The organism is Streptomyces caelestis (assembly GCF_001279005.1).
GTDB lineage: Bacteria > Actinomycetota > Actinomycetes > Streptomycetales > Streptomycetaceae > Streptomyces > Streptomyces heliomycini.
Map to the genome: position 1 here is coordinate 1 of NZ_LGCN01000074.1, position 26,173 is coordinate 26,173.

Annotated in this window: 25 protein-coding genes; 7 read left to right on the forward strand and 18 right to left on the reverse strand. The window is 72.1% G+C overall.

The features are described 5' to 3' along the window. The 5 genes from ADK41_RS06850 to ADK41_RS06870 form a co-directional block, all read right to left on the reverse strand. The coding region (locus ADK41_RS06850) for an AMP-binding protein (protein WP_159043944.1) at positions 1-699 on the reverse strand (699 nt) is incomplete at its 3' end. A 125-nt stretch (positions 700-824) separates the two neighbouring features. Continuing rightward, positions 825-2,108, reverse strand: a complete 1,284-nt coding sequence (locus ADK41_RS06855) for a glutamate synthase-related protein (protein WP_030826733.1) — start codon at positions 2,106-2,108, stop codon at positions 825-827. After that, positions 2,105-3,121, reverse strand: coding sequence for an asparagine synthetase A (locus tag ADK41_RS06860; RefSeq protein ID WP_030826737.1), 1,017 nt, complete (start codon positions 3,119-3,121; stop codon positions 2,105-2,107). The genes ADK41_RS06855 and ADK41_RS06860 overlap by 4 nt, the downstream gene beginning before the upstream one ends. A gap of 2 nt (positions 3,122-3,123) precedes the next feature. Further along, complete coding sequence (locus ADK41_RS06865) at positions 3,124-4,449, reverse strand: methylaspartate mutase (protein ID WP_051843167.1); 1,326 nt, start codon at positions 4,447-4,449, stop codon at positions 3,124-3,126. Beyond that, complete coding sequence (locus ADK41_RS06870) at positions 4,446-4,841, reverse strand: cobalamin B12-binding domain-containing protein (protein ID WP_234318779.1); 396 nt, start codon at positions 4,839-4,841, stop codon at positions 4,446-4,448. Before ADK41_RS06870 ends, ADK41_RS06865 begins: the two co-directional genes overlap by 4 nt. Before the next feature lie 437 nt (positions 4,842-5,278). Between ADK41_RS06870 and ADK41_RS06875 the strand changes: the two genes are divergently transcribed. Continuing rightward, a complete protein-coding gene (locus tag ADK41_RS06875) occupies positions 5,279-5,560 on the forward strand; it encodes a hypothetical protein (RefSeq protein WP_030826745.1) in 282 nt (93 codons plus the stop codon). A 173-nt stretch (positions 5,561-5,733) separates the two neighbouring features. Then, positions 5,734-5,946 (forward strand): MbtH family protein, encoded by a 213-nt coding sequence (locus ADK41_RS06880; RefSeq protein WP_030826748.1) that lies wholly within the window; start codon positions 5,734-5,736, stop codon positions 5,944-5,946. Positions 5,947-6,033: 87 nt separating this feature from the next. Here ADK41_RS06880 and ADK41_RS06885 read toward each other — a convergent pair whose 3' ends face one another. After that, a complete protein-coding gene (locus tag ADK41_RS06885; RefSeq protein WP_030826751.1) occupies positions 6,034-6,960 on the reverse strand; it encodes an ornithine carbamoyltransferase in 927 nt (308 codons plus the stop codon). A 142-nt stretch (positions 6,961-7,102) separates the two neighbouring features. Further along, positions 7,103-8,467 (reverse strand): helix-turn-helix domain-containing protein, encoded by a 1,365-nt coding sequence (locus ADK41_RS06890; protein ID WP_051843168.1) that lies wholly within the window; start codon positions 8,465-8,467, stop codon positions 7,103-7,105. Between the two features lie 181 nt (positions 8,468-8,648). On the opposite strand from ADK41_RS06890, the gene ADK41_RS06895 reads away from it, so the two are divergent. Then, positions 8,649-11,678, forward strand: a complete 3,030-nt coding sequence (locus ADK41_RS06895; RefSeq protein WP_030826760.1) for an AfsR/SARP family transcriptional regulator — start codon at positions 8,649-8,651, stop codon at positions 11,676-11,678. An 89-nt stretch (positions 11,679-11,767) separates the two neighbouring features. Here the strand turns inward: ADK41_RS06895 and ADK41_RS06900 are convergent, their stop codons facing one another. From ADK41_RS06900 to ADK41_RS06925, 6 genes are all read right to left on the reverse strand, one after another. After that, a complete protein-coding gene (locus tag ADK41_RS06900) occupies positions 11,768-11,977 on the reverse strand; it encodes a hypothetical protein (protein ID WP_030826767.1) in 210 nt (69 codons plus the stop codon). Positions 11,978-12,290: 313 nt separating this feature from the next. Continuing rightward, positions 12,291-12,719, reverse strand: coding sequence for a hypothetical protein (locus ADK41_RS06905; RefSeq protein WP_051843169.1), 429 nt, complete (start codon positions 12,717-12,719; stop codon positions 12,291-12,293). Between the two features lie 253 nt (positions 12,720-12,972). Next, positions 12,973-13,488 (reverse strand): GNAT family N-acetyltransferase, encoded by a 516-nt coding sequence (locus ADK41_RS06910; protein WP_030826772.1) that lies wholly within the window; start codon positions 13,486-13,488, stop codon positions 12,973-12,975. Positions 13,489-13,741: 253 nt separating this feature from the next. Continuing rightward, on the reverse strand, positions 13,742-14,602 hold the full coding sequence (locus ADK41_RS06915; RefSeq protein WP_030826774.1) for a glycoside hydrolase family 16 protein: 861 nt from the start codon (positions 14,600-14,602) through the stop codon (positions 13,742-13,744). Positions 14,603-14,848: 246 nt separating this feature from the next. Next, a complete protein-coding gene (locus ADK41_RS06920; protein ID WP_030826777.1) occupies positions 14,849-16,603 on the reverse strand; it encodes a lysyl oxidase family protein in 1,755 nt (584 codons plus the stop codon). 518 nt (positions 16,604-17,121) lie between these two features. Next, entirely contained in the window at positions 17,122-17,460 is a 339-nt protein-coding gene (locus tag ADK41_RS06925) for a DUF4240 domain-containing protein (protein ID WP_234318811.1), read from the reverse strand. Positions 17,461-17,467: 7 nt separating this feature from the next. On the opposite strand from ADK41_RS06925, the gene ADK41_RS06930 reads away from it, so the two are divergent. Both ADK41_RS06930 and ADK41_RS06935 read left to right on the forward strand, forming a co-directional pair. Continuing rightward, positions 17,468-17,848 carry an Rrf2 family transcriptional regulator gene (locus tag ADK41_RS06930; RefSeq protein WP_234318781.1) on the forward strand — a complete coding sequence of 127 codons (381 nt, stop codon included), beginning with the start codon at positions 17,468-17,470 and terminating at the stop codon, positions 17,846-17,848. Positions 17,849-17,853: 5 nt separating this feature from the next. Next, positions 17,854-18,591: an NIPSNAP family protein gene (locus ADK41_RS06935; protein ID WP_234318782.1), complete on the forward strand. Its 738-nt coding sequence runs from the start codon at positions 17,854-17,856 to the stop codon at positions 18,589-18,591. A gap of 78 nt (positions 18,592-18,669) precedes the next feature. Here the strand turns inward: ADK41_RS06935 and ADK41_RS06940 are convergent, their stop codons facing one another. Next, positions 18,670-19,116, reverse strand: a complete 447-nt coding sequence (locus ADK41_RS06940; RefSeq protein ID WP_234318783.1) for a hypothetical protein — start codon at positions 19,114-19,116, stop codon at positions 18,670-18,672. 737 nt (positions 19,117-19,853) lie between these two features. After that, on the reverse strand, positions 19,854-20,405 hold the full coding sequence (locus ADK41_RS06945) for a GNAT family N-acetyltransferase (RefSeq protein WP_030826788.1): 552 nt from the start codon (positions 20,403-20,405) through the stop codon (positions 19,854-19,856). 323 nt (positions 20,406-20,728) lie between these two features. Between ADK41_RS06945 and ADK41_RS06950 the strand changes: the two genes are divergently transcribed. Then, on the forward strand, positions 20,729-22,555 hold the full coding sequence (locus tag ADK41_RS06950; protein WP_030826791.1) for a glycoside hydrolase family 3 protein: 1,827 nt from the start codon (positions 20,729-20,731) through the stop codon (positions 22,553-22,555). A gap of 479 nt (positions 22,556-23,034) precedes the next feature. On the opposite strand, the gene ADK41_RS44195 is transcribed toward ADK41_RS06950, so the two are convergent. Continuing rightward, entirely contained in the window at positions 23,035-23,259 is a 225-nt protein-coding gene (locus tag ADK41_RS44195; protein ID WP_030826799.1) for a helix-turn-helix domain-containing protein, read from the reverse strand. A gap of 259 nt (positions 23,260-23,518) precedes the next feature. Between ADK41_RS44195 and ADK41_RS06965 the strand changes: the two genes are divergently transcribed. Further along, a complete protein-coding gene (locus tag ADK41_RS06965; RefSeq protein ID WP_234318784.1) occupies positions 23,519-23,980 on the forward strand; it encodes an ATP-binding protein in 462 nt (153 codons plus the stop codon). 388 nt (positions 23,981-24,368) lie between these two features. Here the strand turns inward: ADK41_RS06965 and ADK41_RS06970 are convergent, their stop codons facing one another. Both ADK41_RS06970 and ADK41_RS06975 read right to left on the reverse strand, forming a co-directional pair. After that, the gene (locus ADK41_RS06970) at positions 24,369-24,728 is read right to left on the reverse strand and encodes an STAS domain-containing protein (RefSeq protein ID WP_030826804.1); all 360 of its coding nucleotides are present in this window, start codon (positions 24,726-24,728) and stop codon (positions 24,369-24,371) included. Further along, entirely contained in the window at positions 24,725-26,041 is a 1,317-nt protein-coding gene (locus ADK41_RS06975) for a PP2C family protein-serine/threonine phosphatase (RefSeq protein ID WP_030826806.1), read from the reverse strand. The genes ADK41_RS06970 and ADK41_RS06975 overlap by 4 nt, the downstream gene beginning before the upstream one ends. Positions 26,042-26,173: the final 132 nt, after the last annotated feature.

Sequence of the window (26,173 nt, forward strand, 5' to 3'; positions counted from 1 at the left end):
GAGGGGCACCCACAGCTCGTACGTGGAGGAGTCGAACGCCGGCGGCGAGTACGCCAGCACCCGCCGGTGCCGCTCCCCCGCACCCCACCACGGGTCCAGTGCCAGCTCCACCACATTGCGGTGCGTGTTGGCCACGCCCTTCGGCGTCCCGCTCGACCCGGAGGTGTACATCACGTACGCCAACTGATCCGGATGAACCGGTACGTCGAGGGGCGGGGCGTGTTCGGCGGGTTCGGTGACGTCGTCGGTGAGGCGGAGGACGGGCACGGTGCCGGCGAAGGCCGTGGCGTGCTCGTCGTCGCGGTCGGTGAGGAGGAGGGCCGCGCCGGTGTCGGCGAGGATGAACGCGCGCCGCTCCTCGGGCTGGCGGGGGTCGAGGGGGACGTAGCAGCCGCCGGTCTTGAGGACGGCGAGGGCGGTGACGACGTAGTCGAGGGAGCGGTCCTGGAAGAGGCCGACGGCGTCTCCCGGGCGCACGCCCCGGGACCGTAGCCGGCGGGCGAGGGCGTCGGCGGCCCGGTCCAGTGCTCGGTAGGTCAGTTCGTGGCCTTCGCACACCAGCGCCGGCGCGTCGGGGGTACGGGCGGCCTGCGCGGCGAACAGCTCGTGCAGGGCGCCCTCCGGCAGCCGTACGGCGGTGTCGTTGTAGGCGTCGAGGTCGACGGGGGTGGCGGCCTGGACGGGGTGCCGGTGAGACATCTTCTCAACACCATTCTCGAAAGTTCGGGGTCTGCACGGGTCTCGCGGCGTGCCGGAAACCGGTGCGGCCACGACTGAGGAAGCGCGTGTGCGGTGCGGAAAAGGCGCAGGGGCGCGGCGCCGGGTCAGGCGGCGCCGGATGTCGCCGGTGACATGCGCCAGGCGGCCGGGAGGAGCAGGTCCTCCGGGTCGAGGGCGTTGACGTGGTACTTGCCGACCGCGCTGGTCAGCATCCGGGTCTCCAGGGCGAAGGCCTCGGCGAGGCGGCGCAGGCCGGCCTCGCGGTCCTCGTCGACGGCGAGGAGTGCGGCGCGGCCGAGGCCGACGGCGCGGGCGCCGAGGGCGAGGGCCTTGACGGCCCGGGTGCCCTCCCACATGCGGCCGCTGGCGAGGAGGCAGCGGTCCTTGCGGCCGACGCGGCGCAGGCAGTCGGCGAGCGGCAGTCCGACGTGGGAGAGAAAGCCGGTGGGCGCCCATGCGGTGCCGCCCTCGGCGCCGTCGACGGTGACGGCGTCGGCGCCGGCCGCCCAGGCGGTGGCCGCGGCGAGGGCGACGTCCCGGCCGGGGTGCAGCTTCACCCATACCTTGACTCGGGGAAAGTTGTTGCGCATGAGCCGGACCTGCTGGCGCAGGATCTCCTCGGTGAAGGTGCCGGGGCTACTGGCCCGCAGCACCCTGTCGCTGTCGGCGCCGAACACCTCGTCGGTGGCGTACTGTTCGGCGACACGGCCGGCGGTGTCGCGGTCGAGGACGGTGAGGCCGCCGAGGCCGGGCTTGGCGCCCTGGCCGACCTTCAGCTCGAAGGCGAGCCGGCCGGTGGCGAGCAGGGGCTCGCTGACGGGGTCGCTGTAGACGAGGTTCCACACCTCGGCGTCGGCGTCCTCGGTGGACTGCTGGAGCGCGACGCCGCCGTGCTCGTCGTCGGCTGCCTCCGCGTAGGCGGCGATCCGGCCGAGCAGCGGGGTGACCCCGGCGCCGTCGGCGTCGCGATAGCCGTTGACGGGGACCACGTTCTCGCCGATGACCAGGGGGACGCCGAGCCGGGCGGCCTGCCGGCCGACGGCCTCGCCGAGGTGGTGGCTGGCGACCTGGGTGGAGCCGAACGCGGAGACGTACAACGGCAGTCGGCTGGTGAAACCACCGATGACCGTTTCGAGTTCGACATCGCTGTACAGGGGCTCGCGGCCGAGGTCGATGAGCTTCTTCAGGCGCTCGGGCATGAAGACCGGCGGGACGATCCTGATGCGCTCCAAGTCGTCGTCCCGGTCGGGCGCGTACGGTGCCGGGCCGGCGCCGAGCAGTCCGTTGCCGTAGCCGGACTCGGCGGGGAAGACAGCGGCGGCGCCGAGCCGGGCGCGGGAGCGGACCTCTTCCTCGGGGAAGCCGTTCGCGACGAGTGCGGTGCTCACGCCGACACCACCCCGGGGAGCTTCGGGTAGGCGCTGGCCTGCCAGACGGCCTGCCGTCCGGTGACGTACCGGGTGAAGCGCTCCAGGCCGATGCCGAAGCCGGAGCCGGCGGGGATGCCGCGGCGGGCCAGGTCCAGGTACCAGCCGTACTTGGCCGGGTTCTCGCCGGTCTCGCGCATGCGGGTGACGAGGGTGGCGTAGTCGTGCTCGCGCTCGCTGCCGCTGGCGAGTTCACCGTAGCCCTCGGGTGCGATGAGGTCGAAGTTGCGCAGCACGCCGGGCCGTCGGGGGTCCTCCTTGTCGTAGAAGCCGCGCGATCCCTTGGGGTAGTCGGTGATGAAGAAGGGGCGGTCGGCGTCGGCGGAGACGATCTCCTCGCCCTGCCAGTCGATCTCGGCGGCGGGGTCCTGCGGGTGCCCGGCGGCGATCAGGTCGGCGGTGGCGCGGGCGTGCCCGACGCGGCCGAAGGTGTCGGCGACGGCCTGGCGCAGGGTGTCGGTGTCACGGCCGAGCACGTCCAGTTCGGCGGGCATCGAGGCGACGACGTCGGTGACGACGTGGGTGACGAGCTGCTCGGCGAGGCGCATCGCGTCCTCGCGGCGGGCGTCGCGCATCTCCACGTCGATCTGGTGGAACTCGGCGAGGTGGCGGTGGGTCACGGCCGTCTCGACGGGCTCCAGGCGGACGTTGGGCGCGATGTAGAAGATCTTGTCGAAAGCGAGCAGCGAGGCCTGCTTGTAGAGGATGGCGCTCGTCATCAGCTTGTACTTGTGGCCGTAGAAGTCGACGTCCACCTGCTTGGAGCCGCGGATGCCGGGATCGGTGACCGGGCCGATGAGGGGCGGCAGCAGTTCCTGGAAACCGTGTGCGGTCAGGAAGGCACGGGTGGCGGCGAGCATGCGGCTCTGCACGCGCAGGGTGGCCCGGGTGCGAGGGTCGGTGAGGTGGGTGTCGGGCGAGGACGGGAACGGCGTCAGCGCCTCGTCCACGGCCTCGGGGGTGGTCACGGTCATGGTCATGCCTCCAGGAGGTCGTGGGTGCGCTCGACGGCGGCCGCGCGCTGCGGGCCGGGAGCGGAGCGGGGACCGGGGGTCCGGTCGTACCGGCGCTGTACGTAGGTCAGGGCGTCGTGCAGGCCGGCGGCGGTGAGCCGGGCGCCGCGCTGTCCGGCGACCCGGCCGATGGGCAGGGCCCCGATGTCCGACCAGGTGAGCCGACCGGCGCCGTCGATGTGGCTGCGGGTGCGGCCGGCGTTGTCGGGGTGCAGGCAGAAGGGGACGTCCAGGTAGCCGCGCTCGAACGCCTTGAGCAGCGCGCTGCCGGGGTCGGCGTCCAGGTCGAGTACGGCGTCCACGAGGGCGCGGGCCTCGGCGTAGACGGGGTTGTCGGCCGTGTCGAGGGCGTCGGCCGGGGAGCCGGGTGCGGTCGCCGCGGCACGGGCGGCGGCCCGGGCGGCGACACGCAGGGCCGCCACGTTCTCGGCGACGGTCGGGATGCGGTGTGCCTCGGCGGAGGTCTTCACGATGAGCCGGTCGGCGCCGGCGCGGACGGCCAGCTCGGCGGAGCGCTCCAACAGGGCGCGGGCGCCGTGCGGGGAACGGGGGTAGACCCCCATGTAGGTGTAGACGACGACGTGCCAGTCGGTGTCGGGGAGGAGTTCGGCCGCGAGACGGCGCAGGGCGCGGACCGCCTGCCGGTCCTGCTCGGGGCTGGTCTGCTGGGTGTAGCTGAGGGAGACGGAGCGCAGTCCGGCCCGGTGGAAGAAGACCCCTTCCAGGGCGCTGATCGCCACCAGCAGTCCGGGCGGGCACAGTTGGCCGAGCATACAGCCGCCGAAGCTCTCCAGGTGCGGTTCGGCGCCCTCGGCACGGAGCGCGGCCAACTGTTCGCAGGCCTCCTGCCAGTTGCGCACCGAGTCGACCAGCGGGGTGCGGCCGTAGGGCAGGCAGTACGAGACCGGGCCGCCCTCGGTGGCGGTCAGGCCCAGCCGGGCGAGCGCGGCGACGATCCGCTGCGGGCGTGCCGAGCCGTGCCGGACCTGGACGGGGAAGGCGGGACCGGGGATGCCGTCCAGGACCCAGTGGGAGGTGTGCGGGCTGTAGGAGGTGATGGGGTAGCCGTTGAGCGGGACGTCCGCGTTGAGGGCCCGTACGACGGCCGGTTCGTCGCCGACGCGTGTGTAGCTGTCGATGGTGAGGGTGCCGGCGACCGCGTCCGCCGCGTGCTTGGTGGCGAGCAGTCCCGCCCGCATGCGGGCGGGCCCGGAGAAGCCCATGCGGGGCTGCACCACGAGGGCGCCCCGGGCGCGGGCGGCGGCCACGAACCGTCCGAACGACGTCACCGTGCCGCTCCTTCCCGGGGTCCGGCCGGCGCCGGCGGGGTCCGGTCCGTCGCCAGCGCGGTGACGAACGCCTCGAAGGGCCCCAGGCCCTGCTCGTCGTGGAAGACCGCGTCGAACCCCGCGGCCAGCAGCCGCCGCCGGTGCCCGTCCTGCCCCTCGGCGCCCCGCACACCGAGCTTGCCGCCGACGACGGCCGGGAGCCCGGCCAGTTCCCAGCGTGCCCGGAGCGCCCGGACGAGGTGCTCGGCGTCGTGGAACCCGTGGCCGTTCACGCTGCTCACCACGAGCAGGTCGGGCTGGTACTTGCAGCACGACTCGACGATCTCGTCCTGCGAGATGCACGGCCCCAGATTGACGACGTGGTGTCCGAGGTCTTCGAGCAGCAATTGCATGAACACGAGATTCCAGGTGTGTGCATCGGACGACAGTCCGGTGACCACGACGTCCAGCGGCCCGGATGGATCTCGGGGCGCCAATTCCGCAGGCTGCGTCATCACTTCGTCCACATCATGGGATGTCAAGGGGAGAAGGAGGTCCTGGATGGCCCGGGACTTCCCTCCGCCGTCGATCGTAGGAACGCGGTACGCGGCTCACCGGCGTCCCGGGCGGCAGCCGGGCGGCAGTTGCCGCTGCCGGCCGATGCGGTGTTCCCGGCCCGGCGTACAGTCGGTTCCCGGCGCCGCGCCGGCGTGAAGGACGCGTGGGAAACGCGGTCGCCGCGCCATTCCGGCGCACGCCCGCGCAGCGCGGGTGCGAGCGAAATCGACGTCGGAGAATGCGCACGCGCGGGTGGCCGGCGTCATTCCGTACCTTGCGAAGGAGCAGACCCATGTCCCAGATCTCCCCTGTCGCCGCCCCGGACGACATGCTGGCCGCGGCGCTGCGCGAGGCCATGTGCCAGGCCGATCGTCGTGAGCCGGTGGGCGAGGCGAAGTTCGCGGTGCTGGAAGCGGCGGTGCAACTGCTCGACGCCGACCGGCCCGAGCTGGCCGACCAGCCCCAGCTGCGCACGGAGCTGCTGCGCGAGGCGCTCGGCGCGGTGCGGGCCGCCGTCGTCGCCGCCGGGGTCGCCGTCACGCGCGCCCGCCAGGCCGCGGGCGTGACGGTCTGACCGTCCCGGCGGCCTCTTCGGGCCGGAGCTCCGGCCGATCCGGCGCCGGTATGCCGCCCAACTGCCGCCCGCACTGCCCGGTCTCACGGGGTGGGACGCCTAGCGTCGAGGAAGCGGTGCGGTGGCGACCTCCCTGTACCGACCCGTTCCACGGACCTACAGAGGTGACTTCCATGGCAACCAACCCGTTCGACGACGCCGACGGCCGTTTCGTCGTCCTGGTCAACGACGAGGGCCAGCACTCGCTGTGGCCCGCCCGCATCCGGCGCCCGGACGGCTGGCGGCAGGTGCGCGAGGAGGGCAGCAAGCAGGAGTGCACCGAGTACATCGAGACCCACTGGACGGACCTGCGACCGCGTTCGGTGGTGGCCGCGATGGGCGGCTGAGTCGTCCGGCCCGCACCGGGGCGGCGTCGGCAGGGCTCCGCGTGAGCCGTACCGACGCCGCCCCGGTGTGCGGCCCGTTGGACGCCCTCAGTCCCGCAGGCCCACCACGCACCACTCCAGGACCGCCATCGCGGCCGTCATCTTGTGGTGGGCCTGCCGCCAGGCGAGGCTGCGTCCGCCGTCCAGGATCTCGTCGGTGACCTCCTGACCGCGTACGGCGGGCAGGTCGTGCAGGAACACGGTGTGCGGGCCGCTGTGGCGGTCGAAGAAGTCCCGGTCGACACGGAACCCCTCGAACGCGGCCAGCCAGTTCGGGTCGGCCTTGGGCACGCCCATGGTCTGCCAGCGGCTGGTGTAGATCGCGTCCACCGGGCCCTCGACCGCGGCCGGATCGGTGATCCGGCCGACCTGGTGGCGGCCGCCGCTCAGCTCGTCGACCAGGTCGAGGGTGCTCTTGGGCACCTCGTAGCCCTCGGGGCACAGCAGGGTGATCCGCAGCTCGGGGACGAGCGCGCCGGCCAGCGCGAGGGCGGCTCCGGAGCTGTTGCCCTCGCCGACGACGAGCAGGTGCCGCCCGGCGAGACTCCCGAAGTGCTCGGTGAGCGTGGTCAGGTCGGCGACGGCCTGGGTGGGGTGCTCGTCCAGGCTGAGCGCGTTGACCACGGCGAGGTCGGGGCTGGTGCCGAGCCGGCGTATCTCCTCGACGTCGCCGTTGGTGCGGACGACGAGCGCGTCCAGGTACTGGCCGAGGACGCGGCTGGTGTCCTCCACCGTCTCGCCGGTGGTCAGCTGGAGTTCGTCCGGTCCGAAGGTGATGACGTCGGCGCCCAGCCGGGTGGCCCCGCTCCAGAACGACGTGCGGGTCCGGGTGGAGGACTTGCGGAAGTAGACGCCCACCTGACGGCCGGTCAGTGGGCGGTCCTCGACGTCCCCGCGGCCGAACTCGACGGCACGGGCGACGATACGGGTGAGCTGCTCGGGCCGGAGGTCGGCGAGCGAGATCAGGTTGCGCATGGCGGGAGACCTTTCGGTGACGGACGGATGCCGGGAGGGAAGGGGAGGGGGAAGGGCGGGTGTCCGGGCGGTGGGCGGGGCGGCGCCCCGGTGATCGGAAGGGGGCCCGTGAGGACCGCGGGCCGGTGGGCGGGCGGCCGGTTCAGTGCACCAGGGCTCCAAAGCGGTGGGGCGCCGCCCCTGCGCGGTCCGCCGCGAGTCCCCGGACCAGGTTGAGGACGCCGAACCGGCTGGCGCCCTCCCCCGCGGCCGGCAGCCGGCGGACCAGCCCCCGCAGCACCAGCGCGTGCACCTCGCGCGCCATGGTCGTGGCGGGGACGGCCAGCGCGGCGGAGGCCTGCTCGGCGGTCCAGCCGTCGGCCAGCGCGCCCAGGCCGCCGAGGAGGGTGGCCTGCGTGTCGTCCAGCCGGTCCACCGCCGCGGCGAGCAGTGCCTTCAGCCCTTCTCCGTTCACGTCGGAGAGGGTCGTGTCGTCCACGAGTTCGAGCGGGTTGGACCGGGCGATCCGCAGCAGCTCCTCCAGCGAGTGCAGCAGCAGCCAGGACGCGGCGGACTCCATCGCCCGCGGAACCCCGTCCAGGGCCTGGCAGACCCGGGCCACCGTGCGCACGACGGAGTCCGTGGGCAGCAGGTCGGGACGCATGTGGCCGACGTAGGACAGCATCAGTTCCACCGCGGGCTCGCCGGCCGCGAGGGAGGCTCCCGGCAGCGGTGCGGCCGCGCCGGCCGACGGCTCCGGGGCGGGCAGCGGCAGCGGGCCGAGCGGCAGCAGCCGGTTGCCCGGGGTGCGGTGCGGTTCCCGGGCGGTGATCAGCACCTTGAGGCGCTCGCAGCCGTGCAGCAGCTCCAGGAGCTGCGGGACCGGGCGCGGTACGGCGTCGTGGCCGTCGAGGACCAGGAGGGCGGCGCGATCGCGGACGACCGAGGCCAGTTCGTCCAGCCCCGGCCCGCCGGCGGCGACGGAGCGGGCCCAGCCGGTCAGCGCGGCGCGCGGGCTGCGGGCGGTGCCGGACGTCGGCGCCGGCGTACTCATGTCGACCCAGAGGACGGGCATCCGGTCGCGGGTGTGCAGCAGCAGCGCGGCCTCCTGGGCGAGCCGGGTCTTGCCCACGCCCGCGACACCGACCACGGTCAGCAGCCGCTCGTGCTCGGTGGCGAGCAGTCCGGTCAGGGCCCGCAGTTCCTCGGTCCGGCCGACCATGCGGCGCAGCGGTTCGGGCGACGGAGCCAGTTCGGTGCCGAACGCCTCGCGCATCACGGTGTCGGCGGGAGCGCCCTCGACGGCGAGCTCGAGGGCCGCGCGCCGGGCGTCACCCAGCCGCATGGCGTCGGCGAGCAGCCGGAGCGTCTCCCGGCGCGGGTGCCGCACCCGCCCCTGCTCCAGGTCACGGATGGCCCGCACGCTGACGGTCGACAGGCCGGCGAGCTGTTCCTGGGTGATTCCCGCCCACCGGCGTGCCGCCCGCAGCTGTTTCGCGAGTCCGTCCGTCGCTGCCTGCTCCGTCATGACCACTCTCCTCGACTTGCGTGTGGGGCCCGTCGGCGAGGGCCTGTCTCCGGTACCGCCTGGTGACTCGAAGGTGGCTGCGGTGCTTACCGAACGCGTACCGCCTCGTTACCGGAACCGGGGGAACGGGCTATGATCCGGGCGCGGACGGGGATTCGTGACCTGGGGGAGGCGCATCGACATGAGCGATGCCGAGTTAGGTTCACTGCGCTTCAACGTGCTCGGTCCGCTGGAGGGCTGGGCGGAGGGCTCCCGGCTCCGGCTGAGCGGACTCATCCAGGAACGTGTACTGGGCACCCTGTTGCTGGAGACCGGCCGGGTGCTGCCGATCGACCGTCTCGTGGAGTCCGCGTGGGCGGAGAACCCGCCCGCCACCGCCTCGCACCAGGTGCGCAAGGCCGTGGCCACTCTGCGACGGCGCATTCCGGCGGGCGACGAGGTCATCGTCACCGACGGCCCCGGTTACCGTGTGGTACTCGGTCAGGAGCAGCTCGACCTGACCCAGTTCGGGCTGCTGGTCCGGACGGCCAGGAAGGCGGCGGGCCAGGGCCGGCCGGACGAGGCGGTCGAGGCGCTGCACCGGGCGCTCGGCCTGTGGCGCGGCCCGATCCTGTCCGGGGCCGGCGGACCCGTGATCGAAGCGGCGGCCACCACGTTCGAGGAGCAACGGCTCGCCGCCGCCGAGTACCTCTTCGAGCTGCGGCTCGGCTTCGGCGAGAGCAGCGAACTCGTGGTGGACCTGCGGGCCTTCGTGCAGAGCCATCCCCTTCGCGAGACCCTGCGCGCCCAGTTGATGCTGGCGCTGTACCGCGCGGGCCGGCAGGCGGAGGCCCTGGAGGAGTACGGCCGGGTCCGCGAACTCCTCGTGGAGGAACTGGGCGTCGACCCGGGCCCCGGCCTGGCCAGGGTGTACGAGGGGATCCTGCGCGAGAGCCCGGAGCTGGCCGCGCCCACTCCCCCGCCGGTGCCCGTGCCCATGTCCGCCCCGGTACCGACCGCACCCGCGGACGCCCCCTGCACTCTGCCGTACGACCTGGCGGACTTCACCGGCCGCGAACGCGAACTGGCCGAGCTGCTGGGCTGCGCCGGGCGGGACTACGCGCGTCACTCGCCGATCGTGGCCCTGGACGGCATGGGCGGCAGCGGCAAGACCTCGCTCGCCGTCCACGCGGCGCACAGCCTGGCGGCCGACTTCCCCGACGGCCAGCTCTACATCGACCTGCGCGGTTACACCCCCGGTGAGGAGCCGGTCACCCCCGGCGGGGCGCTCGACAGTCTGCTGCGCGCGCTGGGGATGCCGGGCGAGCGCATCCCGGAGGACCTCGCGGGCCGTACGGCGCTGTGGCGGGCGACGATCACGGGCCGGCGGCTGCTGCTCCTGCTGGACAACGCCGCCGACGCGGACGGCGTACGGCCGCTGATGCCGACCGCGCCGGGCTGCCTGGTGCTGGTCACCAGCCGGGCACGGCTGGTGGACCTGGATTCGGCGCAGTGGATCTCGGTCGACGTGATGTCGCCCCAGGAGTGCGCGGGACTCGTCGCGGAGACCCTGGGAGAGCAGCGGTACGCGGCCGAGCCGGAGGCCGCCGCCGAGCTGGCCCGGCTGTGCGGCCACCTGCCGCTGGCGCTGCGCATCGCCACGGCCCGGCTGCGCAACCGCCCCCGCTGGACCTTGCGTTACCTGGCCGACCGGCTGCGCGACGAGGCCCGTCGGCTCGACGAGCTGAGTTCGGGGCAGCGCAGTGTCGCCGCGACCCTGCGCCTGTCCTACCAGGCCCTGGACCAGGAGTGCCGGACCGCGTTCCGCATCCTGGCGCTGCATCCGCGCGGCGACATCGACGTGCACGCCGCCGCCGCGCTGCTCGGCACGGACCCCCGCGACGCCGAGGACCTTCTCGAACTCCTGCTGGACGTACACCTGATGCAGCAACCGGAGATCGGTCTCTACACCTTCCACGACCTGGTGCGCAGCTTCGCGCACAGCCTGCGGTCGCAGGCGACGGAAGGGGACGACGACGCGTCGGTGCACCGGCTGCTCGACTACTACCTGACGGCGACGGAATCGGCGTGCCAGCTGATGTTCCCGGGGCGCCGCCGGATCCCCACCGGTGGCGAAGGGACACCGGTGGGGGCGCCGCAGTTCGCCGAGCGTGGACAGGCGGAGCGCTGGTTCGCGCGGGAACAGGGGGCGCTGTTGGGAATGGTGGGCGTGGCCCAGCGGCTCGGGTGCGACCGGCACACCGTGCTGCTGACCCGCAATCTGGCCTTCCAGCTCAGTGCCCGCGGTCAGCTGGAGGAGTTCCGCTCGATGGGCCTGGAGGCGGTGTCCGCCGCGAGACGGCTCGGCGAGCTGCCGCTCCTCGGTGTCAGCCTGTCCAATCTGGGCGTCGCCTGTTGGAAGCTCGGACGGTTCACCGAGGCCGTCGAGATCGCCACCGAAGGCCGGGACGTCGCCGAGCAGCTCGGTGATCTCCAGACCCTGGCCCACAGCGAGAGCACGCTGGGGCAGCTCAACAGTCTGCTCGGGCACTTCCTGCAGGCGCTGTCGCACCTGGAGAAGTCGATCGGCTACGAGCGGGAGCTGGGCGCGAGCCGTGCGGAGGCGGAGAGCCTCACGCTGCTCAGCACGCTGTACGAGCAGTGGGGTCGGCACGAGGAGGCCGCGGCGGCGGCCCGCCGGGCGATCACGCTGTGCGACGAACTCGGACGGCACGAGAACAAGCTGGTCGCGCTCACCGACCTGGCGTTCGCGCAGGCCTGCCTCGGGGACGACGAGGAGGCCGAGGACAGTCTGGAGCAGGCGCGCGACCTGTGCGAGGAGAACCGCGACCCCGGCCAGGTGGCGCTGGCCCTCGCGCTCTCGGCGGAGGTCTGCCATCGGCTGGGCCGTACCGGGCAGGCCGTCGAGTACGGGGACCACGCGCTGGACATCGTCGGCTCAAACGTTTCTCCGTTGCGCCGCGTCAAGGTCGAGAACACGGTCGGCCGCTATCTGTGCCGACGGGGCGACGCCGCGCCCGCCCTGTCCCTGCACCAGCGGGCACACGAGGTGGCGGGCTCGCTGGACTTCCGGATCGAGATGGCCTACGCGCTGTCCGGCATCGCCCGGGCACAGACGGCGCTCGGCCGGACCGAGGAGGCGGCACGGCACGAACGGTCCGCGGAGGAGATGTTCACCACGATGGGGGTGCCGGCGGGCCGACGCCGCTGACCCGGTCCCGTCACCACGCTCGCACGACCGCGCCCCGCCCTCCGGTCTTCCTGGACCGGAGGGCGGGGCGCGGTCGTGCGCGGCGGGCTTCAGGCGGCGACGACAGTCGGGCCGCGGTCGTCGGCGGACGTCGCGGCGGGGGAACCGTGGGTGCCGACCACCGTGGGGCCGCGGTCGTCGGCGACGACCCGCGCACCGGCCGAGCGGCCCTGCGGGTGCCCCGTCTCGATCGTGGCTCCCAGGCCGAGGGCGAGGACAGCGGCGACGATTCCGACGAGACCGGTCGACTTGCGTCCCATGACATATCCCCTTTATGTGGTGTCCCCGGTTTTTCCCGGTTCCTCTTCCCGACACCACGAACTCTCCCGGGACCCGTTCCCGGACCGTTCCCCCGCCGATACCGCCTCCCGCCCCGAGTGGAGGAGGCAGGCGGTATCGGCAGGCGGGAGCGGGTGTCACAACCGGACGGAACATGCTCGGCCGGTCCCGTTCCAGGGCTGCGAGCGGCACGGAACCGGTCCCCGGGGGCGTGGTCCGGCACCCGGCTGCGGTATCCGGTATCCGGTTCCGCTCTTCCGCCCCCGGCCGCCTCACCCCGCTGCGCCCCGGCCTTCAGTCCCGTCCCGGCACCGGCTCCCGGGCGAACACCGTCTCGCCGGCGCCCAGCCGACAGCTGACCACGCGCGGCCCGCGCCCGGTCAGCACCACGGTGGTCCAGGCACGCCCCGCCCCGACGTCCGCCAGATCCAGCAGCGCCCGCACGGTGGAGCGCAGCGCCGCCGCCTCGCCTTCGCTCGGCCGGTCCCGGCCCGCCCCCACCCGGTCAAAACCGCGTCGCGGGATGATGTCCACGACCGTGTGCATGCTGCTGTCGCTCACCGTCTCGACACTGAACTCGGGACCGTCCCAAGGTTCCTCGTCCGCGTACGGCGCCGGCGGCGCGGCCCCGGCGCCCTCGGCCCAGCGCTCCACGGCGGACAGATCCTGAAGAATGCGGCGTAGCCCCACGGCGACGTCGATCCGGTCGGGGGGATGTTTCATCGGAGACTCCTCCTGGAGAGAACTGCTCCAGCACCCTGGAGCCTCCCGTTCCCGTCCACGTCCCGTCCGGCTCCCGCCCACCGTCTGCGGCCCGGGCGGACAGCTCGCCGCGGGCAAGGGCGCGAAGCGGCGAACCCGAAAGCTCGCCGCCCCTTCCCGACCGGCCGGGCCCTGTCCCCCCGATCACGCCGGCCGCGGCGGGAGGAAGCCATCGCGCCGGGTCCTGGAGGACATCGCCTCCAGGACCCCGAGGTCAGCGCCGGTCGTGGTGCGGACTCGTGATCCTGTACTCGACCACGTTCTCCTCGGTGGCCCACCGGTGGAAGCCGGCCTTGTCCAGCACGCGGACCGAGGACGGGTTCGGCAGTTCCACGCCGGCCGACACGGTGTGGACGTCAGGCGCGGTGAGGGCGAAATCGGCCAGGGCCCGGGTGGCTTCGGGGGCATAGCCCCGGCCGCGGCGGGAGGCCACGATGCCGTACCCGATCTCGAGGACGCCTTCGCCGGGTGGCCAGAACAGGCCGATGGAGCCCACCACCAAGCCGCTGTCGCGCTCGATGACCAGACGGTGGCCATAGACGCCGAGCCACTCGGGGCGCCGGCCGAGGAGGCCCGCGACCACGCGATCGCCGTCGGCGGGAAAGTCGTCCGCCCAGTGCGAGGACCGGGCGCCGTCGAGGACCGCCGCGGCCTCGCTCATGGTCCAGGACCGAAGGACGAGGCGCTCGGTGACCACGTCGGTGGGGGCGGATGCAGAAGAGGAAGACATGTGTCTCTCCTGGTCGTGGGAGCGACCGGGCCGCGCTCTACTGGTGCGCGGGCCGGATGAGGACATGCTGACGAGGGCCGACGGCGGCCATATTCATCAACCTCCCCATCCCGAGAACACGCGTCTGTCGCGTCGGCGTGACGGTAGTAGCTCCACCCCGGCCGAGGCAACTCGTTTCCGGGCCGCCGGCCGGGGCCTTCGCCCACCGAAGGCCGTACGCCCCAGCCGCCCGGCACGGCAGGGTCCCCGGCTTTCAGGCGCGGCCTTCGCCGTAGAAGCGGACGTAGTCGACGGTCATCGTCGCGGGGGACGGTGTCGAGGCGTCGGGCGGGCCCGGCCAGTCGCCTCCGACGGCGACGTCGAGCAGCAGGTGCATGTCCTGTTCGAAGACCCAGTCGCGCGGCGAGGGGAGCTTCGAGGGGGTCAGGGTGAAGTACGGCTTTCCGTCGACGGACCAGGTGATGCGGTGCGGCTGCTTGTCGACGGCGTAGGTGTGGAAGGCCGCCGAGACGTCGTCGGTCAGGGTGACGGCTTCGCCGATCCCGTTCTCGTTGTAGTAGGTCGGTCCATGGGCGGTGCCGTACACCGTCCGCGGTTCCCCGCCGACCACCTCGCAGATGTCGATCTCACCCTGTCCGGGCCATTCGACTCCGTTGTCGCCCAGCATCCAGATCGCGGGCAGCAGCCCCGTGCCCGTGGGCATCCTCGCCCGGATCTCCGCCCGTCCGCGGGTCAGCGCGACCTTTCCCTCCGTGGTCAGGCGGGCCGACGTCCAAGGGCAGAACTCCTGCGTGAAACAGGGGAACTCGGCCCCCGAGGGAACCGGACGCGCCGAGATCTCGAGGTGCCCTTCGCCGTCGAGGGAGGAGTTGGCCGCGTCGTCCGTGTAGTACTGCAACTCGTCGTTGCCCCAGCCCTCGGCCTCCCGGTTCCCCGTCTCGGTGTTCCAGGAGCCGTCCGACGGGCGGGTTCCCGCCGCGCCGTCGAACTCGGCCTGCCAGAAAGGCTCCTCCCCGCTCGGCGCCGGGCGGTGCGCCCGCGTCGGCGCCGTGCCGCAGGCGCCCAGCAGGCACCCCAGGGCCAGTACGAGCGCCAGGCCGGTCCGTCGGTTCACCGCACTGCTCCTGAACGAGCCCTCATCGGAAAAGCGCACATGGCACGCACCCTACAAAGGACCTCGTGCGCCTGGCCGGGCGGGGCGATGCCGCAGCCGTGACCGGCCGGCCGCGATCCGGTCGGCGCCGGGGTGCCGGCCCTCGGCGGACGGGCACCGGAACTGCAACGACGCGGCGGGGGGCGACGGTCGTCGCACGCGGCCGTCGCCCCCCCTGACCTGCGTCAGCGTTTTCCTGGCGTGTCGTCAGTTCGCGTTGACCAGGTCGTGTGCCGGTACGGTCACCGTCCGTTTGCCCGGCTTGCCACCGAGCACGATCTTCCGCAGGGCGCTGTTGTTGTCGAGGCTGGTCTCCTTCAGCCGCTTCTCCGGGTTGGCCAGCACCTGGATGTAGTACGTGCCGTTGGGCACGTCCGTGATGTCGAAGGACTGGCCGGGCAGGTCCTGTGAGTACGTGTCACCGGAGCCGACGTCCAGCACCTCCCGGACGGAGATCGAGTTCTCCACACCGCAGGCGGTGGACAGATCGGTGTTGAACGGATGCCAGTTGGCGTTCTTCACCGTGTAGTCGATCGCGTCGGTGTTCGCGAGGCAGAAGGCCTCCTTACCGCTGCGTACGGCCTCCTTCTTGTCCGCCTTCAGCAGTCGGTAGCTGGCGAAGTCCGTGAAGTGCCAGTGCATGTGGCCCGGGCGGGGGTCCCATTCCATGGTGCCGGTCGGGGTGTAGCCGACCTGCTTGCCCTTGGCGTCGTAGAAGTACTGGTAGGCGTCCATCTTGGGCTTGCCGGGCGACCGGAAGCCGTCCACCACCAGCTGCGCCGGACCGGCGTTCCACACGTTGGCGCTGAAAGCCAGGTAGTCCTTGCCGGGGATGTCCTTCGCGCCGTCGCTGACGACGATGCCGTAGGCCGGCAGCGAGCGCAGGTCGGGCTTGGGGACGGCCGGGACGGAGGCCTTGCCGGCGGGCCGCTTCGACAGCGGCTGCAGCGCCGGCGCCTTGCGCGAGCCGTCGGTCCGGCCGTCCGTGTCGCCCACTCGCGTCGAGCGTGCGGCCTGCTGCTTCTTCAGCGCCCACGGCAGAGCGGGTGGTGCCGCCTTCAGCGGCCCGTGGCCCACGTTGTACGAGGGGCCCGCGCCGCTCGTGACCGGCGCGGCGGCCTGGGCGGGTGTCGGGGTGTGTCCCGGCCCGTGGCCCGTGTGCGCGGCCGGCGCCCGGTGGGCGGCTCCGTGACCGGCGTGCTCGTCCGAGGCGGAGGACCGGGCCGCCGACCCGGCGGCGTCCCGCTCGTCCTCGTAGCTCCGCTCCTGCACGGTCACCTTGACCGTGGCCGGCTTGTCGGCGATGCCGAACAGGTCACGGTACTTCTTGGCGACCCCGATCCTGGCGGTGTAGGTGCCGGCCGCCAGCGCGACCGGATCGGTGTAGGAACCCGCGTAGGTGTTGGCCGCCCAGCCCTTCTCGACGCCCCATACCGAACCGAGGGTGAACGGGTTGGTGGAGCAGCTCTCCGGATACTTCGAGGTGGCGGGCGCGTCGGGCCGCACCCGGCCGCTGGCGTTGTTCGGGCAGAAGTCCTCGCTCCGGGTGAGGACCTTCCTGCCCGCCTTGTCCGTGATCGTGATCTCCGCGAAGCCCCGCAGTCCGGAGAAGTCCCGCACTGTGCCCTTGGGCAGGACCTTGGCCTTGGCCTTGCCGCCTTCGTACACGGTCTGGGTGATGGTCACCGGGTCCTTGTAGGACTTCCGGGTCACCTTCAGCTCCAGTGGCGTCTTCTCGGCGGTGAGGTAGGTGCCGAGGTCGAGGTAGACGCCCGGGTCTTCCTTCCAGGAGGTGAGCGTGATCGAGGTGGTCGCGGCGATGAGGCTCAGCCTGGGTCCGGTCGCCGCTTTCGCCGGCTCCGCGGTGGCGGCCACCAGCCCCGCCGTCACGGCCATGGCGGCGACGGCCGTGGTGCCGGCGAGCAGCGGGCGCCGCAGCCGGATGGTGCGCGTTCTGGTCATCGGTCCCTCGTCCTTCGGATGCGGTGGAAAGGAAGCGGGCGGTCGGCGGCCCGGCTTGTCGGCCGAGCCGGGAAAGCCGCCGCGCGGGCGGGGTGACGGGCACTCGTCGTGCCCGCGCCGTAAGAGGGGTGGACCGGATGCCCGGTTGTCAGGCGGTGGAAAATCGTGGGGTGTTGACCGGATCGCCGCATCGCGGACGGCATCAGGCCGAAGTTTCGGGTACGGCTTCCCCGGCGGCGGGCCTTCTGATAGAAGCGGCTCGATGCCCCGGGCCGAGGGGCCGGCATGGTCGAACCTGCCCACACCCTCCCGGTGCGCGTCGGCACGTCCGGCGATCCGGCCTTCACCGTCCTGGTGGAGGGAGTGCGGGACGCGCCGCCGGAGTCCCGCCCTCGGTGCCCCGGCAGAGCGTGTCACGACCGGAAAACCGACCGGCATCACAGATCGTCGCGCCTCCGCAGGCGCTGCGGCGGCCTGTGGCCTGTACGCCTTGCGTGATCACAGGGGACTCCCCAGCGTCATGGGCCGATGCCGAGGGGGCCCTCCCCGCGAAGTCGGCTTTCGTCGATCAGGCTCGCGATCGGTGAGCAGCCCTGTGGAGCAGTCGCCGTGGTAGGTGCGTTCCAGGCGATGACCAGCACGTCCTCACCCTCCAGGTCGGCGCCGTCGGCCACGGAGACTCGAACGACGGGCTGTCCCGCGAGGGCACCGGGATCAGCGACCACGCGCTCGAAGACCTCAGGACCCTGCGCGATCAGCCAGCCGGGGAAGTGGTCGAAGCCGTCGTCAGAGCAGTCACCGTCGGCGATGTGGGCAGCGGCCCGCAGAAGGCTGGTGGTCGCGGCCGGCGTCAACACCAACCCCGTGATCATCCGGCGCCGCCTTGGTGACCTACGGCGAGCCGGCCTGGTGGAGGTCCGCCACGGCGCCGGCGCGGGCTGGAGTCCGGCCCGTGAACCCGAGAAGATCACCCTGCTCGAGGTGTATGACGCCGTGGACGCCCAGCCGACGTTCGGCCTGCACCACACCGATCCCCATCCGGAGTGTCCGGTCGGTCGAGGCATCCGGCCCGCCCTGAGCGGGGTCTACGACCGGGTCGAGCGGGTCATGCGGCAGGAGCCGGCGAACACGTCGATCGCCGATGTGCTTCGCGAGACGCTGGTGAACCAGCCGGCAGGCCGGTGGCGGGCAGCCACCGCACCGCTTGTCGTGACAAAAAAGTCGCAACAACTGAACGAGGAGTGAGACCGGTGAGAGTCCTGCGGTGTCCAGTCGTCGAACTGCGGCAGTACACGCTGCACCCCGGACAGCGAGACGCACTGATCGGCCTGTTCGACCGCGAGTTCGTCGAGTCCCAGGAGGCGGTGGGCGCGACCGTCCTGGGGCAGTTCCGTGACCTGGACGACCCCGACCGGTTCGTCTGGCTCCGCGGCTTCGAGGACATGCCGCGCCGCGCCGAGGCCCTGGAGAGCTTCTACGGCGGGCCGGTCTGGCAGGCACACCGCGACGAGGCGAACGCGACGATGGCCGACTCCGACGACGTGCTGCTGCTGCGGCCGGCCTCGGCGCGCGGGGGCTTCCCGGCGCCGGTCGGCGCCCGGCCGGCCCCCGGCGAGCCGGCGCCGTGGCCACCGTCGCTCGTCCTCGCCACGATCTGGTACGGCCACGTCCCGTTCGACACGGCGTTCGCCGAGTTCTTCCAGCAGTGCGTACGACCCGTACTGGCCGAGACCGGCGGCGAGCCGGTGGCGTACCTGCAGTCGGAGCACGCCCCGAACAGCTTCCCGGCGCTGCCGGTACGGGTGGACGAGGAGGTCTTCGTATGGTTCGCACGTTTCACCGACGAAGCCCACGTCGACCACCATCTGAATCGCCTGCAGCGCTCAGAACGCTGGCGCGAGGAGATCCTGCCCGCCCTTTCGAAACGTTGGGCCAAGGCCCCGCAACGGCTACGGCTGGTACCCACCGAGCGGTCGATACTGCGATGAGTCCCAGGGAGCAAGGGGACAGAAGGCGTCCTCCTCACCGCCGCCACAGGAGCGGGACCGATCCGGAACCGCCGGCGATCACTCGCGATGAATCCGGCAGGCCCTGGCTTCGAACTCCGCCACGGGGACGGTGATCGCGGGACCGCCGCCGTCGCCCTCGACGTCGTCATAACGCACCATCCCCGGGGTGAGCCGGTCCTGGTCGGCCAGGGTGAAGGAGACGCCGCTCGACGACCACGCGTTGTCCTTGGTCCAGCCGTAGAGGACGTAGTCGGTTTCAGCGGTGAGCGGAGCGAGAGATCCAGTGGCGGCCCAGCCGGCGGATGGGGAATCGAGTATCCACGTGGCGAGACCGGCCGTGAGGGGGCGGTCGGCGGTCCATGAACCGACGATCTCCTCACCGTCGACGTCGGTGCCGTCCACGGAGAGGGTCGCGCCATCGATCCGATGCCCGCAGATCATCATGACACCGAGCAGACGGCCGTCGGCGGTCACGGAGACGCCGGCGACGGCGTCGACGGGCACCGTGCACCCTGAGCTTGCGGTCAGGGCCACGCCGATCGCGACGACGCCAGCCAAGCGCCGGAGTACCGGCCGTGGAACGATCGACCGCACAAAGCCCCCTTGCCGGGGGATCGCTCTTTGTCGTACCCCCTGTATGCCGGATGGTAGGGACGACCCGCACCGAGTCGCAGCGCCGCCACCCACCCGTTGCGCCCTCGTTGTGGCCTTGTGGCCGCCCGGCTGCCTCAGCCCGGGGGACGGTGACGTCGCCCGGGACCTCCTGCGCGAGGTGGCGCTTGCCGCTCCTCGTCGGCGGCCTGCGGCAGCCGGCTTCGACTTCGTCGACCGCCTCAACGCGGAACGCGCCGATGAGGTTCTCCCACCGGGCCACGTCGAGTGGTTCGGCCCGCTCACGCGGGCGCCGCGGTTGCTCCCGCATGACGGGAGGGCGGACGGCGGCGCGCCGGCGCAGGACGGCTTCGTGAGTGACCAGCCACAGCGTCAGCGGCTGTCGGGCCGGGCAAGCACCGCGTACCGTCCGGACTGCCCCCCGGCCCACTCGGCGACGCTCCAGCAGTTCCCGCGCGGTAGGTCCGACAGCGGCCCCGGCAGCAAGTCCCTCACTCGACACCGGGGTTCGACCCGCGAACCGGCTCGCCGTCCGGGACATCGGAATCTCGAACACCTCCTGCCGGCAGGCCGGGTCTACGCTGCGACCTGCGGTCACCGCATGCTCTTCGGTCTTCACACAGCGGTGATCAGCCGGTGGTCGCCCCGTCCCTCAGTCGGTTTCCCGGCAAGACCGCAGGCTCCGGCCGGAGCACCAGGTCGCGCTGATACCAGGTGCCCGGTTCACCGCTGAGGTGGGCCGGGTCGGCCGGGCCGACAGGGACGAACCCGGCCTTGGTCAGCACCCTTTGGGACGCGGCATTGCGGCGGGCGGAGGCCGCCCGCAAGGTGCGCAGCCCGTGCTGGGCCGCCGCCAGCCGGCACAGCTCCCGGACGGCCGCGGTCGCCACGCCACGGCCGGCGACATGCTGGGCGACCCGATAGCCGAGTTCCGCGGTGTGGCCCTCGATGTCGACCAGGTTGAACCTGCCGAGCACCGAGCCGTCCTCGGCGACGAGCACGTGGAAGGCGCAGACGCCGGCTGCCTGCTCAGCCAGCAAGGCGTTGTAGCGGGCGGTGAACCGGTCGAAGAAGTCGCCGCCGCGGTCGGGGACCGAGGCGGCGAAGTAGGCGCGGTTCGCCGACTCGAAGGCCAGGACCGCCGGGGCATGACCGGCATGCAGCCGCTTTAGCTCGGGCATGGCCCGACCTTACCCGGACAGCGCGCCGTGGCCACCTGAGTTTCCGGCAGCGGCGCAGAGTCCCAGGCACCAAGCACCAAGCACACGACGCTCCACGACCGGAGCACCAGGCACCCCGAAGATCGCAGGAAGCGGTGTGTTCCGTGTGTCAGCCCAGCTCAAGGCACTTGTGCATACGGCAAGGAAGCCTCCGTTCCGTCTGGGCCCATTTTGTCTAGACCTCTTGTCCCGACCGTGATCTGCGGCTACGTTTCCCGCCGTTCGGAGTACTTCGCGTTTCCTTCGACCCCGTTGATGAGCAAGGCCGGAAGGAGCATGTCCGCATGCAGGACCGAGGTCTGTCCAGGCGAGCCGTTCTCACCTCCGCGACCGTGGTCGCCGCGAGTGCAACGGGTGTCGTGGGTGCGGCGGCCACCCCCGCGGTCGCGCACAAACGTGACAACCGCCTCAAGAGGATCATCTCCAGGATGAGCATCGAGGCGAAGATCGGCCAGTTGTTCGTGCCGTACTTCTACGGTGCGTCCGCGACTTCTCCCAGCCGGTTCGACCAGGACCGCAACCTCAGGGAACTCGGCGTCCGCACCGTGGCCGAGCTCATCGCCAAGTACCACATCGGCGGTGTCATCTACTTCTCCGGCTGGACCAACAACATCCAGAACCCCCGGCAGATCGCGGACCTGACGAACGGTGTGCAGCGGGCATCGCTCGCCCTGCCCACCCCCGTCCCGTCCTTGATCTCCATCGACCAGGAGCACGGGGCCAACGTCCGCATCGGCGGCGGCGCCACCCAACTGCCCGGCGCGATGGCGCTCGGCGCGGGTCGCTCGCTCTCCGACGCGCGCACCGCCGGACGGATATCGGGTACCGAACTCGCCGCCCTGGGCATCCACCAGAACTTCGCCCCGGTCGCCGACGTCAACGTCAATCCGGCCAACCCCGTCATCAACGTCCGCTCCTTCGGCGCCGACGCCCGCGAGGTCGCTCGTATGGTGGCGGCCCAGGTGACGGGATATCAGCAGGCCGGCGTCGTGGCCTGCGCCAAGCACTTCCCGGGTCACGGGGACACCGGGGAGGACAGCCACACCGGGCTGCCCGTGATCACCCACACCCGCGAGGAGTGGGACCGCATCGACGCCCCGCCCTTCAAGGCCGCGATCGCCGCCGGTGTCGACTCGATCATGACCGCGCACCTCCAGGTCCCCGCGCTCGACCCCAGCGACGAACCGGCCACCCTGTCGCCCGCGATCCTCCAGGGCGTGCTGCGCGACGAACTCGGCTTCGACGGCGTGATCGTCACCGACGCCCTCAACATGGCAGGCGTGCGCACCAAGTACGGCGACGACCGCGTGCCCGTCCTCGCCCTCAAGGCCGGCGCCGACCAACTGCTGTTCCCGCCGGACATCGACATCGCCTACAACGGCGTCCTGGCCGCCGTCCGCAGCGGAGAGATCCCCGAGGACCGACTCGACGCCTCGGTCCTGCGGATCCTGCGGCTCAAGGACAAGGTCGGCCTGCTCAGCGGCAGCCCTTACCTCTCCCCGAAGGAGGTCGACCGGGTCGTCGGCGCCCGCAAGCACCGGCTCGCCGCCGCCCGGATCGCCGAGCGCACCACCACCCTGCTGGTCAACGAGGACGAGGCGCTCCCGCTGCGCCGCCGGCAGAAGAAGCTGCTCGTGGTCGGCGCCGACCCGGCCTTCCCGACCGACGACACCCGCACCACGGTGCCCGAGCTGGCCAGGGCGTTCGACGAACTGGGCTACAGCACCACCCACCTCGCCACCGGACGGACGCCCGACGCGGCGAAGATCGACGAGGCCGTGGCCGCCGCACAGGGACGTGACGCGGTGGTGGTCACCACCGACAACGTCGACGCCACCAGCGCCCAGCGCACCCTGGTGTCCCGGCTGCTCACGACGGGCGTCCCGGTCGTCCACCTCGCGGTGCGCAACCCCTACGACATCGCCCACCTCGGCGACGTCCCGGCCTCACTCGTCTCCTACTGCTGGACCGAAGTCGAACTGCGCGCCGCCGCCCGGGTGATCGCCGGACGGGTCGAGCCGCGCGGCAAACTGCCCGTGCCCGTCCAGCGGGCCGACGACCCGGCCAAGGTCCTTTTCCGCTCCGGGCACGGCCTGTCCTACGACGACTGACCGAACAGGTCCACCGGTTCCGCCGGGTACCGGACTTACCCGGCGAGGAGGGGCACGGTGGCGTCATCGGCTCGGTGCCGCGGCTCGCCGCTCGGCGGCGTGAAGCAGTACGCCGCGCAGCGGAACCGGCCGCTCCGGCCCCGGTCGAGGCGAACAACGCGGATCCATGCCCGCAGCCGGGGTCGGAGCGGGCCGAAGAAGTGTCAGCCGGGAACGGCGGATCACGGGTTCGACGGTGTGCGTCGTCGCGGCGGCGATGTCCGCGCCGTCGAGCGCCTCGGCACAGGTGGGCACGGCCCGGGCTTCGCCCACCAGTACGGCTGGGAGCTCCTCGGCCAGGGCGACGGCCTTCGCCGGATCCCGGCCGGCGAAGCGGATCTGTCGGGTCGGGCGGACCCGACAGATCGCGCGGGCGTGGAACCGGGCCTGCACACCGGTGTACGCCGGCATCGGCCGCTTCCCCGCGGGAGGGGTCGTCGTCACCTCTGCGAACGCCCGGCCTTCTCGAGCCGTCGGTGTGAACGGTCCCCGCCTCGGCTGCGCAGAGGGACGCCCGCCTCCGTGAGCACCTGGTGGACGAACCCGTACGACCGCCCGTGCGCCTCGGCGACGGCCCGTATGGACAGGCCGTTCTCGTACTGCTTCTTCATCTCCCGCATGAGCTCCTCGCGGGCCGCACCCGTGATCTGCTTGCCCTTGTCCACGACTCGTCTCCTTCGGTGATCGACATCCGGCTGTGATCGTCGTCTACCCCGGACAGGGGACAAGCCACAGAACGAAGACGTGCCGCCGGGGTTCGCGCCCGCCGCCCGCACGGCGATACGCACCTGGCCGGGGGCCACGGGGGGGGCTCCTCGGAGTCCGAGGCAGGCAAGCATCCCCGAATGACGGAACTATTGTAGGAGCGGCAGATTTTCCTACACGCGGGAGACGTCAGCGTGCCGTGCGACATGCGGGAGTGACGTGGCGGTTGGCATGGGCGATACCGGACCGAACGGCTCGTCGATCGGACGCGCACCGGCTGACGCGGGCCTGCGAGAGGTCTCGATGACATTCGGCCGGGACACCTTGCGCATCGCCGACGCACGCGACTTCGCGGCCGGATACCTCGCCGCCCCGGGGAAGGGCCGGCGGCATGCGTTGCCGGAGGACGCCGTGGGGGCTGTCCTCCTGGTGGTGAGCGAGCTGATGACCAACGCGGTCAAGTACGGGTCCGATCCCATCGAACTGGTGCTGGCACGTGCGGACGACATGGTGACCGTCACCGTGCGAGACGGTGGTACCACCCTGCCGGTGCCCAGGCCCGCCGACCCCTGCCGGGTGGGACAGCACGGTCTGGAAATCGTCGCCGCGTTGAGCCGGGACGTCGACATCCGGCGTGAGCCGCCCGGCAAGCGCGTCACCGCGCGTATCGCGCTGAGCTGAGTCCGTGACGGCCGGCCCGTTCGGCACCTGCCGTCGGGGTCGGACGAGCCGGCTGCCGGACAGCTTTCGTCGGCCGTCACCACCACGGGCCGGCCCCTCTCCGGCGCGGGTCCCGGACCGGTCCCGGACGCGCTCAGCCGGCCGAGGACGTCCCCCGGGGCGCTCCGGTCGGCGACGTACATGATCCGCTCGCCGCGCTCGAGCCCGGCGGACGGACAGGCGGTGACGCCCCGGCGCCGCTCCTCGTCATCGGTGAACGCCGGGCACAGGCGATCACCGTGTTCCGCCTCCCGGACCGGTCGTTCCGTACGCTCGCGGGTGAGCACTTCGGTCCTCGGCCCCTCCCCACCACTGCGACCGGGCGAGGGAGCCGGGGCGGGCGGCCCGGTCACTTCCGCAGGGACGCGACGGCCGCCTCGGTGCTGGGGTGGAACGTGAAGACCTGGTCGAGTCCCACGACGCTGAAGACGCGCATCTGGTCCGGATTGACACCGGCCAGGCTGAGCGGGGCGCCGGTGGCCTGTGACTTCTGGTAGGCGCTGATGAGCACGGTGATGCCCGTGGAGTCGCAGTAGGTCAGGCCGGTCAGGTCGATGACCACGCCGCTGTCGTCGAAGGCGGCGTCGTCGACCGCTCGGGACAGGAGGTGGGCGGTGTGGTGGTCCAACTCGCCCCTGACCTCCAGGACGAGAGGTCCCGAAGGGGTCTGATGCGGGGTGACGGCCAGGAGGTACTCGTTCTCGATCATCGGTTCTCCTGAGGGCTGGGCGTGGAAGGTGCGGGTACGGACAGGGCCAGGCAGGCGGTGTCGTCGCTGACGCCGTCGCCCATCTGCTGCAACAACGTCTCGACCGAGCGCAGCAGTTCATGCGCCGTGCGAGGGGCCGTGGCGGTCAGATGGCGGGTGAGACCGTCCTCACCGAGCATCGCGCCGTCGACGGTGCGTGCTTCCGTGAGGCCGTCCGTGTACAGCAGAAGGCTCTCGCCGGGCCGCAGCCGTGTGGTGGTCTGCACGAACTGCGGGTCGGGCAGCATGCCGACGAGTTGGCCGCCCGCCGTGGAGATCGGTTCCACGGAACCGTCCGCACGCACGGCCAGGGCGGAGGGATGCCCGCCGCCGGCCAGCGTGATGGCGTGGGAGCCGTCGGGCAGGGGCTGCAGGACGCCGAAGGCCGCCGTGCAGTAACGGGGATCGCTGCCCTGGTACTCCCCCTTGAGGACGGTGTCCAGGTTGGACAACGCGGCGCACGGATCCGGGTCGTAGATGGCGGCGGCGCGCAGGGTGTAGCGGGTCAACGAGGTCAGCGCGGCAGCACCCGCGCCCTTGCCGCACACATCGCCCAGGAAGAACGCCCACCGTCCGTCGTCCAGCGGGAACAGATCGTAGAAGTCTCCGCCCACCTCGTCCGCGGAGGCCGGGTGGTAGGCGGCGGCGGCGTGCAGTCCGGGCACGTCGGGCAGGGCCGGTGGCAGCAGGGTGCGCTGCAGGGCTCGCGCGAGGCGCTCGGCCTCCGCGCGCCGGTCGCGTTCGGCCGCGATCGTCCGCATGGCCGACAGCCGCAGTTCGAGCTCGTCCATGACCAGGGCGGCCAGGTCCTGCAAGGCTTCGAGCTGGTCGTCGGTGGGTTCGCGGGGGCGGGTGTCCAGGACGTTGACGGTGCCCAGACGCTGTCCGTCGGCCGTGGTGATCGGTGCGGCGGCGTAGAAACGGATTCCTGGCTCCCCCTGGACCAGGGGATCGGCGAACGCACGCGCATCGGTGCCGGCGTCCTTCACCACGTAGGGCTCGCCGTGGAGGATGGCGGAGGCGCACAGACCTGGCTCGCGGTCGATCTCGGTGACGCCGTCGAGGCCGTGGGCGGCTTTGAACCACACCCGGTCGGTGTCGACGATCGCCACGGTGGCCATGGGCGTGTCGAAGAAGCGTGCGGCCAGGGACGCGATCCGGTCGAAGGCGCCGTCGGGCGGCGTGTCCAGTATCCGGTAGCGACGGACGGCGGCCAGCCGCGCCTCCTCGGCGACCGGGACCGCCGGAGCGGTCCCCGCAGGGCTCACCGTCATCGTCTCCCCTGTTTCATCGTTCTCGTGCTCGTTCTTCGCCGGCCGGTCGCTGATGTGCCCGGCGACTGGCTTATCCTACGAAGTCGTCGTACGTGGCGGGCGGCCCCCGGGTCCCGCGGGCCGCGACAGCGG

Excerpts from the sequence above, each read along its gene's own strand:
- ADK41_RS06860 (WP_030826737.1), bottom strand. The coding sequence starts at position 3,121 with ATGACCGTGACCACCCCCGAGGCCGTGGACGAGGCGCTGACGCCGTTC.
- ADK41_RS06870 (WP_234318779.1), bottom strand. The coding sequence starts at position 4,841 with ATGCAATTGCTGCTCGAAGACCTCGGACACCACGTCGTCAATCTGGGG.
- ADK41_RS06875 (WP_030826745.1), top strand. The coding sequence starts at position 5,279 with ATGTCCCAGATCTCCCCTGTCGCCGCCCCGGACGACATGCTGGCCGCG.
- ADK41_RS06880 (WP_030826748.1), top strand. The coding sequence starts at position 5,734 with ATGGCAACCAACCCGTTCGACGACGCCGACGGCCGTTTCGTCGTCCTG.
- ADK41_RS06885 (WP_030826751.1), bottom strand. The coding sequence starts at position 6,960 with ATGCGCAACCTGATCTCGCTCGCCGACCTCCGGCCCGAGCAGCTCACC.
- ADK41_RS06890 (WP_051843168.1), bottom strand. The coding sequence starts at position 8,467 with ATGACGGAGCAGGCAGCGACGGACGGACTCGCGAAACAGCTGCGGGCG.
- ADK41_RS06895 (WP_030826760.1), top strand. The coding sequence starts at position 8,649 with ATGAGCGATGCCGAGTTAGGTTCACTGCGCTTCAACGTGCTCGGTCCG.
- ADK41_RS06900 (WP_030826767.1), bottom strand. The coding sequence starts at position 11,977 with ATGGGACGCAAGTCGACCGGTCTCGTCGGAATCGTCGCCGCTGTCCTC.
- ADK41_RS06905 (WP_051843169.1), bottom strand. The coding sequence starts at position 12,719 with ATGAAACATCCCCCCGACCGGATCGACGTCGCCGTGGGGCTACGCCGC.
- ADK41_RS06910 (WP_030826772.1), bottom strand. The coding sequence starts at position 13,488 with ATGTCTTCCTCTTCTGCATCCGCCCCCACCGACGTGGTCACCGAGCGC.
- ADK41_RS06920 (WP_030826777.1), bottom strand. The coding sequence starts at position 16,603 with ATGACCAGAACGCGCACCATCCGGCTGCGGCGCCCGCTGCTCGCCGGC.
- ADK41_RS06945 (WP_030826788.1), bottom strand. The coding sequence starts at position 20,405 with ATGCCCGAGCTAAAGCGGCTGCATGCCGGTCATGCCCCGGCGGTCCTG.
- ADK41_RS06950 (WP_030826791.1), top strand. The coding sequence starts at position 20,729 with ATGCAGGACCGAGGTCTGTCCAGGCGAGCCGTTCTCACCTCCGCGACC.
- ADK41_RS06970 (WP_030826804.1), bottom strand. The coding sequence starts at position 24,728 with ATGATCGAGAACGAGTACCTCCTGGCCGTCACCCCGCATCAGACCCCT.
- ADK41_RS06975 (WP_030826806.1), bottom strand. The coding sequence starts at position 26,041 with ATGACGGTGAGCCCTGCGGGGACCGCTCCGGCGGTCCCGGTCGCCGAG.